Annotated in this window: 11 protein-coding genes and 3 pseudogenes; 9 read left to right on the plus strand and 5 right to left on the minus strand. The window is 64.8% G+C overall.

The features are described from left to right. The 4 genes from ACO1BU_RS33685 to ACO1BU_RS33700 all read left to right on the plus strand — a co-directional run. The coding region (locus ACO1BU_RS33685; RefSeq protein ID WP_424140295.1) for a gamma-glutamylcyclotransferase at nucleotides 1-450 on the plus strand (450 nt) is incomplete at its 5' end. Between the two features lie 301 nt (nucleotides 451-751). After that, complete coding sequence (locus ACO1BU_RS33690) at nucleotides 752-1,402, plus strand: transposase (protein WP_424140296.1); 651 nt, start codon at nucleotides 752-754, stop codon at nucleotides 1,400-1,402. Between the two features lie 456 nt (nucleotides 1,403-1,858). Next, nucleotides 1,859-2,668, plus strand: coding sequence for a transglutaminase-like domain-containing protein (locus tag ACO1BU_RS33695; RefSeq protein WP_424140297.1), 810 nt, complete (start codon nucleotides 1,859-1,861; stop codon nucleotides 2,666-2,668). 218 nt (nucleotides 2,669-2,886) lie between these two features. After that, complete coding sequence (locus ACO1BU_RS33700; protein ID WP_424140298.1) at nucleotides 2,887-4,017, plus strand: zinc-binding metallopeptidase family protein; 1,131 nt, start codon at nucleotides 2,887-2,889, stop codon at nucleotides 4,015-4,017. Between the two features lie 168 nt (nucleotides 4,018-4,185). Here ACO1BU_RS33700 and ACO1BU_RS33705 read toward each other — a convergent pair. Beyond that, nucleotides 4,186-4,905: pseudogene (locus ACO1BU_RS33705) on the minus strand (IS5 family transposase); the annotation flags it as partial. Between the two features lie 218 nt (nucleotides 4,906-5,123). Between ACO1BU_RS33705 and ACO1BU_RS33710 the strand changes: the two are divergent. Both ACO1BU_RS33710 and ACO1BU_RS33715 read left to right on the plus strand, forming a co-directional pair. Then, nucleotides 5,124-5,522, plus strand: coding sequence for a DUF6152 family protein (locus ACO1BU_RS33710; RefSeq protein WP_424140299.1), 399 nt, complete (start codon nucleotides 5,124-5,126; stop codon nucleotides 5,520-5,522). Nucleotides 5,523-5,623: 101 nt separating this feature from the next. Next, entirely contained in the window at nucleotides 5,624-6,007 is a 384-nt protein-coding gene (locus ACO1BU_RS33715; RefSeq protein ID WP_424140305.1) for a DUF6644 family protein, read from the plus strand. A gap of 161 nt (nucleotides 6,008-6,168) precedes the next feature. On the opposite strand, the pseudogene istB reads toward ACO1BU_RS33715, so the two are convergent. Both istB and ACO1BU_RS33725 read right to left on the minus strand, forming a co-directional pair. Next, nucleotides 6,169-6,822, minus strand: a pseudogene (istB, locus tag ACO1BU_RS33720) (IS21-like element helper ATPase IstB); the annotation flags it as partial. Between the two features lie 57 nt (nucleotides 6,823-6,879). Further along, entirely contained in the window at nucleotides 6,880-7,590 is a 711-nt protein-coding gene (locus tag ACO1BU_RS33725) for an IS6 family transposase (protein WP_424140300.1), read from the minus strand. 80 nt (nucleotides 7,591-7,670) lie between these two features. Between ACO1BU_RS33725 and ACO1BU_RS33730 the strand changes: the two are divergent. After that, nucleotides 7,671-7,790: pseudogene (locus ACO1BU_RS33730) on the plus strand (IS110 family transposase); the annotation flags it as partial. Nucleotides 7,791-8,310: 520 nt separating this feature from the next. On the opposite strand, the gene ACO1BU_RS33735 reads toward ACO1BU_RS33730, so the two are convergent. Then, the gene (locus ACO1BU_RS33735) at nucleotides 8,311-9,438 is read right to left on the minus strand and encodes a S1C family serine protease (protein ID WP_424140301.1); all 1,128 of its coding nucleotides are present in this window, start codon (nucleotides 9,436-9,438) and stop codon (nucleotides 8,311-8,313) included. Between the two features lie 304 nt (nucleotides 9,439-9,742). On the opposite strand from ACO1BU_RS33735, the gene ACO1BU_RS33740 reads away from it, so the two are divergent. Further along, nucleotides 9,743-10,186, plus strand: coding sequence for an Hsp20 family protein (locus tag ACO1BU_RS33740; protein WP_424140302.1), 444 nt, complete (start codon nucleotides 9,743-9,745; stop codon nucleotides 10,184-10,186). A gap of 88 nt (nucleotides 10,187-10,274) precedes the next feature. After that, complete coding sequence (locus ACO1BU_RS33745; protein ID WP_424140303.1) at nucleotides 10,275-10,763, plus strand: Hsp20/alpha crystallin family protein; 489 nt, start codon at nucleotides 10,275-10,277, stop codon at nucleotides 10,761-10,763. 159 nt (nucleotides 10,764-10,922) lie between these two features. Here ACO1BU_RS33745 and ACO1BU_RS33750 read toward each other — a convergent pair. Beyond that, the coding region (locus ACO1BU_RS33750; protein ID WP_424140304.1) for a nucleotide exchange factor GrpE at nucleotides 10,923-11,482 on the minus strand (560 nt) is incomplete at its 5' end.

Genomic DNA, 11,482 nt, shown 5'->3' on the forward strand with positions numbered 1-11,482 from the left:
GACTGGCAGAGGACGTTCTGTCTTTCGACCCCGGCCGGACGCGGGACCCCGGACAATCCAGGTCTGGTCCTTGCCCTCGACCGTGGCGGATCCTGCACCGGGGTAGCCTTCCGGATCGCCGAAGAGGCGCTCTTCGAGGAGCTCTCCATCGTCTGGCGACGGGAGATGCTGACCGGAGCTTATGTCCCGCACTGGGTCGCGCTGCACGACAGCACGGGACAGGTGTTTGGCACTGGGCTCGCCTTCACCATTAACCGGAGCGGGCCACAATATGCCGCGCTGCCCGAGGACGTGGTCATCCAGCGTCTCGCGACGGCAAAGGGGCAGCTCGGAACAGCGGCGGAGTACCTGTTCCAGACCCAGGATGGCTTGCAGCGTCTCGGGATCCACGATCCGATGATCGATCACCTGACACAGGCCGTGACAAAGGAACAGAGGACCGGCTCGTAATGTTAACGACGCAACGTGATGGCGAGACCGGTCAGGCCGGGAACAGAGACAACCCGTAGTTTGTCGAAGGCATCATAGCTCGCGAAGCAGAATGGAATCTGATTCGCAGACTCTATCAGGGCCCGCAGTCTCCTATCGACTACATGAACAGGGCGAACAGAAGACAGCACCCAACCAACATGCCAGACTCTCAAGTCGCACTTGCAGCGCGGGAGGACGTTGGTGCATGGGTCGCCCGGTTGGGCATCCTCGGTTAGGCTGGCGCGAGGGCTAACCCTCGGTGGCTAATGAGGCGCCCGCCATGCCGTACAAGGCCAATTCCGACCGCCGACACCGCATCCCAAAGCAGCGGCACCGGGTGACGAACTGGCCCTCCTACGAGGCTGGTCTGCGCGCCCGCGGCAGCCTTACCGTGTGGTTCACGGCAGAGGCGACCGAGGCGCGGGGCGCAGAGCCTCGCACTGGCCGTGGTGGTCAGCCCCGCTACTCCGACCTGGCCATCACGACGGCGCTGACCCTGCGGGCGGTGTTCCGCCTGGCGCTGCGCCAGACCGAAGGCCTCATCGCCTCCATCATCGGCCTGCTCGGGCTCGACCTCGCCGTGCCCGATCACAGCACGATAAGTCGCCGTGCCGCGCGGCACCCGGCGGCCGGCGTCATCGTCCCACCCCGATCAAGTGCGGTGAGGAGCGATACGGCTGAGACCGCGCCGACGCAGCGGGACCAACATCTGCAGACCATCACCGAGCGCGGCCGCATGGGCTGGCAGCGGGCGTCAGGGTACAACTGGCGCGCCCTTGTGGAGGCCGACATCTCGCGATGGAAGCGCGTCATCGGCGACGGCCTACGCTCGCAGACCGACGGGCGTCAGGAAGCCGAGGTTGCCGTCGCCGTCGACGTGCTCAACCGCATGCTCGAACTCGGACGCCCGGAGTACGTCCGCCTCACATGAGCCCCGATCAGGGTAGGGCGCAGTCCGCCCACACCCGCGAGCCATGCAACACGGTGCCGCGCCGCACCTGATGGCAGGCATCGAGTGCCAGCGCGCCCGGTGGGAGAGCCTTCCGGGGCAGGCGATAGGGACCTACGTCCAAGTGGACCGGTGATTCTGCCATACCCTCCATCGGGCGAGCTAACTCGTCTTCTCATCAGACACGTTGCCCATGCTCTCAGACGACATCCGGCCAAAGCGGCCCGGCAGCTCCGTTCCGGCCAGGGTTAAACGACGCGGCAATACCACGAGCAGCGCTCATTGGTTGCCTCTGCTATTCTGGAACGATCCGCTAACGTTCATCGACATTAGCCTCGAAATTGCGCTATCAGCAGGCCTCGCCCGCGATAAGAACCCATGCACCGCCCACTGGGGCCTTGCTGAACTTGCGCGCTGCCATTCATCGAGGGAAGCCGCATGCATATCCAGGTCGGATACAAACTCGTCTACGAGCTTCAGCAAGCCACGCCGATGGTGATGATGCTCAATATTCATCCAAGTCGAGCAAGTGACATTCTTGTTCCCGAGAGGCCGGTTTTCGATCCACCGGTTCCGGCCTTCTCGTATACGGACAAGTTCGGAAATATCGGAACCCGCCTGGTCGCACCTCCCGGGCGCTTCACCCTGTCCAACAGCGCACTGGTACAGGACAGTGGCCTGCCGGATGTGCTGGCTCCTTCCGCCATGGAACACCGCATCGAAGACCTGCCCGACGAGGCAATCGGTTTCCTACTCGGCAGCCGGTACTGCGAAACGGATCTGATGTCCGATACGGCCTTTCGGCTTTTCGGTGAACTGACCCCAGGCTGGGTGCGCGTGCAGGCGATTTGTGATTACGTTCATGCCCATATCTCCTTTGACTACCAAGCCGCCCGGTCCACGCGCACTGCTGCCGAAGTTTTCCGTGAGGGAACAGGCGTGTGCCGAGACTACGCCCATCTCGCCATCACGTTCTGCCGCTGCTTGAACATTCCTGCACGCTACTGCACCGGATACCTGGGGGACATGGGAACGCCACAACCCTGGGGGGTTCCTGACTTCGCGGCATGGTTCGAGGTCTATCTCGGGGGAGCTTGGCATGTCTTCGACGCGCGTAACAACACACCGCGGATTGGTCGCGTCCTCTTGGCGCGCGGGCAAGATGCGACGGACGTCGCGATCACGACCACCTTCGGCCCGAACATCCTGAGCAGCTTCGCTGTGCAGACGGACGAGGTTCCCGGCTGATCCGCGCCCCACTCCTCCGGAAGAGCTCCTCAGCTGCCCGAACGCCGCGCCCTCGAAAGTCGGGGGAAGGCCCCGGTCCAGGAGTGCCCACTGATCCATGCTCATGATCCGGAAGATCATCAGCCTCCGGAAGAACCCTCTGGCCGAGCTGGACGAGGCGGAGCCGAAGCATCCCAGGAGCACTATCGCCTCTGGATGACGCCCTGTTGGGGGATTGAATGAGACTGTTCAGGTGCCAGGCTTGCGGTGAGACGGTCTACTTTGAGAATACCCGCTGCGGAACCTGCTCCTCGCATGTGGGCTATCTGCCCGAGGTCGGTCTCATGTCCGCCCTGGAGCCCGAGGTGAGCCCCGAACTCGTGGAGGCCTTGCAGCAGGTGGGGCTTCAGGATGCGGCCAAAGCGCTGCATAGCGAAGCAGAGGTCTGGCTCGCTCGTGTCTGGCCTGGGCGGCGCTACCGATTCTGCAGCAATGCCCGGCTTCAGGTCTGCAACTGGATGGTCCCGGCCGAGAGTAAGGACAGCCTCTGCTTGGCATGCCGTCACAACCGCTGCATTTCCGACCCGACGCACAGTGAAAACCTTGCCCGCTGGCGGAAGCTCGAGGGCGCCAAACACCGGCTCTTCTATTCTATGGTGAAGCTCCAGCTACCTTTGCTCACCCGAGACGAACAGCGGGATGGCCTGGCATTCGATTTCCTGGATGACCCACCCGACCCTGATGCGCCGCGCGTCATGACGGGCCACAGCAACGGCCTGATCACCATCGCGCTGCGCGAGGCCGACGATGTCGAGCGCGAGCGAATGCGGAAGGTTCTAGGTGAGCGCTACCGCACTTTGCTTGGACATCTACGGCACGAGACCGGGCACTACTTCTGGAACCGGCTGGTTCGGGACGGAGACAAAGTGGAGGCCTGCCGCGCGGTGTTCGGCGATGAAGGTGTGGACTACAGCCAGGCTCTGCGGACCTACTACGCCGAAGGGCCCCCTACCGGCTGGCAGTCGTGCTGCATCACCGCATACGCCACGGCCCACCCCTGGGAGGACTTCGCGGAGTCCTGGGCGCACTACCTTCACATGGTCGATACGCTGGAGACCGCAGCGGCACATGGCATGGAGATCCATCCGCGCAACGGCGCCAAGCGCTTCCGGGCAGCCATCGAGTTCGACCCTTATCGGCCCCCGGCCTTCGATCTGATGATCGAGAACTGGCTGCCCCTGTCCCAAGCCGCCAACAGCCTGAACCGCTCCATGGGACAGCCGGACCTGTATCCCTTCGTCCTGTCGCCCCTGGCCGTCGAGAAGCTTCGCTTTATTCACGGGCTCGTACAGGAGCACCGGTCGAGTTGAAGCCGCCGCCCTCTGCACCGGGCCGGCCGGCAGCGGTGTCTGATGCGGCGGCAGCGTGTTGCATGGCTCGCGGGTGTGGCCGGACTGCGCCCTACCCTGATCGGGGCTCATGTGAGGCGGACGTACTCCGGACCGCTGCGTCGGCGCGGTCTCAGCCGTATCGCTCCTCACCGCGCTTGATCGGGGTGGGACGATGACGCCGGCCGCCGGGTGCCGCGCGGCAACCCCGGCGTAGACGTCGTCCCGGTCGTAGGCTCCATCGCCGGTGAAGGACGCCACGTGCCCGTCGACCTGGTCGAGCAAAGGCCCCACCCGCGAGCCGTCATCGGTCTCCTTGTCGGTCAACGCCGACGCGATGATCCGCCCGGTGTCGGCATCGGTGGCAAGATGGAGCTTGCGCCACCCGCGCCGCGTCCTTGTGCCGTGCTTTTCCACAAGCCACTCGCCGGGTCCGCAGAGCTTCAATCCCGTGCTGTCCACCAGCAGGTGCACGGGCTCGCGCCCAGAACAAGGACGCGGCACCTCCAGCGTCTCGGCCCGGCGGCTTATCGTGCTGTGATCGGGCACGGCGAGGTCGAGCCCGAGAAGGCCGATGATGGAGGCGATGAGGCCTTCCGTCTGGCGCAGCGCCAGGCGGAACACCGCCCGCAGGGTCAGCGCCGTCGTGATGGCCAGGTCGGAGTAGCGGGGCTGACCACCACGGCCAGTGCGGGGCTCTGCGCCCCACGCATCGATCGCCTCTGCCGTGAACCACACGGTAAGGCTGCCGCGGGCGCGCAGACCAGCCTCGTAGGAGGGCCAGTTCGTCACCCGGTGCCGCTGCTTTGGGATGCGGTGCCGGCGGTCGGCATTGGCCTTGTACGGCATGGCGGGCGCCTCATTAGCCATCGAGGGTTAGCCCTCACGCCAACCTACCCGAGGGTGCCCAGCCGGACGACCCATGCACCAAGGTCTCTGCGGAATGGCCATGTGCCGGCCTTGGGGCATGTGGCTTGCACCAAACCGCTAAGGCATTCGGCTGTTGCGGACGTTGAACTCCGGAAGTGCTGGAATCCGCGGGTTGGCAACCTATTTGCGGCGCGTGGATGAACGAAAGGAACGATCCGATGGCAGGCAGAACAGGTCGGCGCGAACTCCTGGGCGTTGGCGTGCTCTCGGCGCTCGCGGCAGCCGCAAGCCTGACCAGCGCGGCGGCGCATCATGGTTGGTCGTGGGCGGAGGACGAACAGCAGGAACTGCGGGGCACCATTCGCGAGGTTTATGTTGGCCAGCCCCATCCCACGCTGCGCGTTGAGGTTCCCGGTGACGGCCTGTGGCTGGTGGAGCTTGGGAACCCCAGCCAGACCGCGCGGGCCGGCTTCGACGCAAACTCAGCCAAGGCCGGCGACATGGTCCTGGCCATCGGCAACCGGGCTCGTGAACGGGGAGAGCGCCGCATGAAGGCCGTGCGTCTTCAGGTTCGCGAACGAACTTACGACATCTACCCAGAACGCATCCGGAGCTGAGCCTCACCCTGCAGGCATTTCTTCAAGGTCTGGCCACTTGGCCGATCGGCGTAGCCCTTTCGCGCTCCGCCATCGCCTACCCGCTGATCAACGCCGCCCACATCCTCGCACTTGCTCTGCTCTTCGGCGCTATCGCGGTCCTGGATCTGCGGCTTCTTGGCCTGTTCCGCGACATCCCGCTCGCAGCTGTCGCGAGGCCTGCGGTGCGGGTTGCCGCCTGCGGGCTTACCCTGGCCGCAGCCACAGGCTTCCTCCTTTTCAGTACCCGCCCGCTAGCCTATGCCGAGAACCCGGCCTTTCTTCTCAAGCTCGGATTGATCGGGCTGGGCCTGGTAAACGTCGTCGCTCTCCATGCAAATCCCAGCTGGCGCGTCGCTCTCGCGGGCGGCCCGATGCACGGGTCCTTGCGCGTGGCCGCGGCGACATCCCTTCTTGTCTGGGGCGGGGTGATCCTTGCGGGCCGCTGGATCGGCTTTCTCCAGTAGGATTGATCCAAAACTGAGGCGCTCAGCGACGCGCCGGCCCGCAAGCGGCTAGGCAACGCAGTCGCGTGCGTATTCCAGTGATCGTGGGCAGCAGTTCCAGGCGATCGTGGGCACGAATTCCACGGCATCGTGGGCAGGCTTCAAGCCGATTGGCTAATCGTTCAGGAAGGCTCTTTGGCGTCAAGCGTTTCGGTGGTCGTGGCGCGTCTGGCGGTGATGCGTCGCATGCTTTCTCCGCTGAGTTCGATGCGGTGGGCGTTGTGGACGAGGCGGTCCAGGATGGCGTCGGCCAGGGTTGGGCTGCCGATCACCGCGTGCCATCCCTCGACCGGCACCTGACTGGTGACGATGGTGGAGCTGCGCCCGTGGCGGTCTTCCAGGATCTCCAGCAGGGTTTCGCGTTCGGGTTGGGTCAGAACGGACAGGCCCCAATCGTCGAGCACCAGCAGCTCGACCCGGGCCAGAGCCTTGAGGGCACGACTGTGGCGACCATCGCCACGGGCGATGGCCAGCGCCTCGAACAGCCTGGGCACGCGCTGGTAGAGCACGCGGCGGCCGTCGCGGCAGGCCTTGTGGGCAAGCGCGCAGGCCAGCCAGGATTTGCCGACGCCGGTCGGGCCGGTGACCAGCAGCCCCTCATGGCGGTCGATCCAGTCGCCTGCGACCAGCTTCTGGAACAGCGCCCGGTCGAGGCCGCGCGGGGTGCGCAGGTCGACGTCCTCGATGCTGGCATTGTGGCGGAGTGCGGCGTGTTTGAGCCGGGTCGTCAGGCGCCGGGTTTCCCGCTCGGCCGCCTCGCGGTCAACCAGCAGGCCGAGGGGTTGTGTTGCGAAGTTTGCGGCAGATCGCGAATGGCAGCGACAGGCTCCAGATCAGGCGGCGGCCTGGAACAGCCCGGCGACGCAGTTGGCCTGGGCCCGCATGTCTCGTCCACCGACTTTCCGAACCTGTCCCTTCCTGATCATCGCCATCGCCTCGTAGCCTGCCAATGTACGTCGTGCAGTATGGAAGCCGCCGAAGCCCAGCCCTGGTCTGACCAGGCGTTTCACGCGCCGGTGGTCTTGTTCCACGATGTTATTGAGAAACTTGCATTGCCGCATCCGCGAGCGTCGCCACAGCTCGCCGTCCTCTTTCAACTGCTCAAGGGCGCAAGGGTAGGCTGGGTTCTTGTCCACCGTGATCGTGCGTGGGTTCACCGTATGCGGCTGCCCGAGCGCCTTGCGGAAGAACCACTTCGCGGCCTCCGCGTTGCGCCTGGCCGAAAGCAGGAAGTCGATTGTCTGCCCACGGCTGTCCACCGCACGATACAGGTACACCCAGCGGCCCTTCACCTTCACATACGTCTCGTCAACCCTCCATGAGCTGTTGCTCGGCCGCAGATGCGGCCGGATCCGCTTCTCGATCTTCGGCGAGTAGGTCTGGACCCAGCGAAAGAGGGTGGTGTGGGCGATCTCAACACCACGGTCGCCCAGCATCAGTTCGAGGTCGCGGTAGCTCACCGGAAACATGAGGTACCAGCGAACCGCCCAGAGGATCACCTCGGCGGTGAACTGCCGCCCCTTGAAGGATTGGTCCGGCCTCACCGAGGCCACTCGCCGCCGTCTCGCCATGCCAAGGATTGTACCGGCTCAGGGAGGCGCCGCAAACTTGCAACGGAACCCGCGGGCGCATGCGCAAGATTGCCGCCGTTGCCCTGGCCAGGAAGCTGCTGGTTGCCTTGTGGCGCTATGTCACAACCGGGCTCGTGCCCAAGGGAGCACGCCTGAAGACGGCAACCGTCTGATCAACAAGGTTCGGCCGGGGCGTCGCAGTCCGACGCGTCGTGCCGGGCGGGGGTGGTGTGTGACCGGAGCTCGACGGGGTTTCAAAACCGTCGCCAAAGATGGGTCCCACCACCCCGAGCCGGCCTGCCCTGAATGAGGCATCTTGGTGGGAACGCCATGTTCCGCCGGATACGAGTGAAGCAGCGAGCCCCTCGCTGCCATTGCCCGGCTCACCCTCGCCCAAACGACGCTCGCCACGACAAAGCCGCTTGCCGATCCGCCTCATACGAGTCGAGCTAAGGCCTTCAGGCGCCGCGGACAGGAAGCCGCCTCATCGGATCATGGGCGTTCGGTGGGCGCGGGATTATTACCTCGAACACGCCGCTATCGGTGGTCGCATGTACCACCTTTGTCAGGTCCAAGGGGGCAGCAGCAGTATCGGACAGGCGTCGGCGTCCCATGAGGCATTGCTCCTCGCCCCTCGCGCACCAGGATTGCGTCATTACGCTGCCGCCGACCAAACCGCGTAGCAACGTCTCATCAGCGGCCGGCGTCCAGGGTTACAGCGAGTTCTACCCGCTCGCTGTCACGCAGAAGCGTGAGAGACACCTCCTGGCCCGGCTCGAACTGGTCAAGTGCGCTGAGCAGGTCGGGCACGAGGCGCACCGGCCGGCTTCCGACTGACGTGATCACATCGCCAGTTTGGATGCTGCCGTCGCGCCCAAGCCGTACCGGCCTGATCCCGGCCTTCTCCGCCGCGGAACCGGGCTCCACGTCAAGGACGAAGACGCCTTCCAGTCCAAGGCGCGCGGAGAGAGCGGCATTGATCTGTTGCTCAGTCCGCACTCCGAGCGATGGGCGGACATACCGTCCTGCGGCGATGAGTCGCGGAACGACGCGGTTCACGGTATCGACCGGCACCGCAAACCCGACTCCTGCATAGGCGCCGGAGGGGCTGTAGATTGCTGTATTCACGCCGATGAGGCGGCCAGCGGAGTCGAGCAGTGGACCACCCGAATTGCCGGGGTTGATCGCCGCGTCAGTCTGGATCAGACCCTCGATGACACTCCCCGCATCGGCCGGCAGCTCCCGATTGAGGGCAGAGATCAGCCCAGCCGTTAGAGTCCAGTCGAGACCAAACGGATTTCCGATGGCAAACACCTTCTGTCCGACACGCAGATCGTGACTGGTCCCGACGGGCAGCGGATCTGGCCTTCCGATACCTACCCCGATCCGCAGCACTGCCAGGTCATGCTCAGGGCTTGCTCCAACCAGCACCGCACTGAACGCCCGCCCGTCGGCAAGGCGCACAGCCGCGCTCGAGGCCCCAGCGACAACATGATGGTTCGTGACAACGTGCCCTATATGGTCCCAGACAAAACCCGAGCCGGTACCCCGCGGCACCTGCAACGGGTTACGTGTCCATGGGTTCACGACGCGCTCGGTAGTAGCAATGTAAACCACCGAGCCACGGGTTGCCTCAAACAACGCGATGGTGCTCCGCTCATCCTCCGCTAGGTCCCCCCGCGGGATAACGGGGCGGGGCGTAGCACGTGAGGCCAGCAGCTCAGCCTGGATGAGGGGTATCGTCTGCCACACCACAGCGAGCGTCAGCAGAGCGGCCGTGACCACCGCAGCACGAAATAGGAATCTGTTCTCGCCAGACATTGTTTCCAGACCCTCAGCCCCGACCCAAGTGGCACGTCAAAAATGGCAGTCATCTTGTCACATCCCTTCAAGGGTGAAAGTGCCTGCTCCAGGGGATCTTGTTCCGGAAAAGGAGCCCATGGAGGACACGAGTGAACTCGGACAGCGTGTGGACCGTGGCGGACCCTCTTGAAGGCGGCGGCAATTCAACTAGATCGAACTTAGCCGGTCGCCAGTTCGGGCCGGCAAATCGCGCGGGCGCTTACAAGGGCCCGGCGAGGCAATGTGCATCTTGTATCCATGTCGCTCGAAGGAGGATGTGGTTATGGGAATGATAGATCTTGCTCCGCTCAGCCGGTCGCTGATCGGCTTCGACCGGATGTTCGAGGACGCTCTGCGCCTCAATCCGGATGACAACTACCCGCCTTACAACATCGAGAAGACGGGCGAGGACGCGTACCGTGTGACGCTGGCCGTCGCGGGCTTCACGCCTGACGAGCTGACGATCACCTGGCAGCCGAACTCGCTGGTTGTCGCCGGTAAGAAGGCCGAGCAGAACGGTGGCCAGTATCTCCACCGCGGGATCGCCGGCCGGTCCTTCCAGCGCCAGTTCAGCCTGGCCGACTACGTGAAGGTTGCCGGCGCCAGCCTGGAGAACGGCATGCTGTGCATCGATCTGGTCCGCGAGGTGCCCGAGGCTCTGAAGCCGCGGCGCATCGAGATCGCGAACAGCAATCAGCCGCAGCAGATCGAGAGCGAGGCGGCCTGACCAACAGCCGGTCGTTTGAACAAACAGTCGGTGTGGGCGTCAGCGAGCTGGCGCCCACGCCTCCTGTTCGTATGAGATGAGGTGTGTCATGGACATGAAAGGCCTGATGCCCTGGAGCCGCGACCGGAACGTGCCGGCGTCCCGCTACTCCGGGGACGAAAACCCGCTTCTCGCATTGCATCGCGAGATGAACCGCACCTTCGACGACTTCCTGCGTGGCTTTGGTCTTCCCGTTGCCCAGGGGGGCTGGACGGGTGCGTGGCCGCATGTCGAGGTGTCCGAGACGGACAAGGACGTGCGCGTCGTCGCTGAACTCCCCGGCCTGGAGGAGAGGGACGTCGAGCTCACGCTGAACGGCGACGTGCTGACGCTCAAGGGGGAGAAGAAGTCCGAGAACGAGAGCCCGACCTATACCGAGCGGTGGCACGGCAAGTTCCAGCGCTCGATCCAGCTCGGCGCGGACGTGGATCCGGACAAGATCGAGGCCTCGTTCAAGAACGGGGTGCTCACGGTGACGCTTCCGAAGCGGCCGGAGAGCCAGAACAAGGCCAAGCGTATCGCGATCAAGGCCGGATGACCCTCGCAGGTGCCCAGGGCCTGAAGCCCTGGGCACCTTCTCGGCGCAGCCGAACGCTTCCGAGCACCCGGCCCGCAGGCACCGCTTCACGGCCCGTGATAATGGCGGGAGCGGCTTTCCCCTGGCGCGCCGGTCGGCGGCCTGGACCGCCTCACCGGCTCATGGAGGCGGCCCATCGTCGGCCTGCGAGGGAGCGGCGGCGTGTCCCTCCTGCTGAGCTGGGGCTCGTGCGACGACGACCAGGGCAGGACGGAGCAGCCGGCCATTCAGGAGCCATACCGAACTCCAGGCCTGGGCGACGCTGCCAGGAGGATGGTCTGTGGTCGGCTGATCGGCGACCGCCTCATGGAAGTTCGGATCGAAAGCTTTTCCTGTCGGATCCCGCCGCGTGACTCCATTCCGTTCGAGGGTAGCCAGAAAGCTGCGCTCGATCCCGCTCAGGCCCTCTCGGAGCCGCGAGACGATTTCCGGCTCCTCCGGCGCGGGTGTTGGCAAGCTGGCGAGACCACGATGGAGGTCTTCCGCAGCTTCGACCACGTCCCGTGCGAACTTCTGAATCGCATATTGGCGCGCATCCTCGACCTCTCGCGTGGCGCGCGCACGGAGATTGGCCAGTTCCGCCTCCGCCCGAAGCCAGCGGTCCTTCAGCGCGTCTCGTTCGGCCTCCAGTTCTGCAACGCGGTCCGGCGTTGTCACCGCGGCTTGGGCCTCGCCTGGCT

It is taken from the genome of Roseomonas chloroacetimidivorans, assembly GCF_049629625.1.
GTDB classification, from domain to species: domain Bacteria; phylum Pseudomonadota; class Alphaproteobacteria; order Acetobacterales; family Acetobacteraceae; genus Roseomonas; species Roseomonas chloroacetimidivorans.

Coding starts and splice junctions, on each gene's coding strand:
- ACO1BU_RS33690 (WP_424140296.1), top strand. CDS start 752: ATGCCGTACAAGGCCAATTCCGACCGCCGACACCGCATCCCAAAGCAG.
- ACO1BU_RS33695 (WP_424140297.1), top strand. CDS start 1,859: ATGCATATCCAGGTCGGATACAAACTCGTCTACGAGCTTCAGCAAGCC.
- ACO1BU_RS33700 (WP_424140298.1), top strand. CDS start 2,887: ATGAGACTGTTCAGGTGCCAGGCTTGCGGTGAGACGGTCTACTTTGAG.
- ACO1BU_RS33710 (WP_424140299.1), top strand. CDS start 5,124: ATGGCAGGCAGAACAGGTCGGCGCGAACTCCTGGGCGTTGGCGTGCTC.
- ACO1BU_RS33735 (WP_424140301.1), bottom strand. CDS start 9,438: ATGTCTGGCGAGAACAGATTCCTATTTCGTGCTGCGGTGGTCACGGCC.
- ACO1BU_RS33740 (WP_424140302.1), top strand. CDS start 9,743: ATGGGAATGATAGATCTTGCTCCGCTCAGCCGGTCGCTGATCGGCTTC.
- ACO1BU_RS33745 (WP_424140303.1), top strand. CDS start 10,275: ATGGACATGAAAGGCCTGATGCCCTGGAGCCGCGACCGGAACGTGCCG.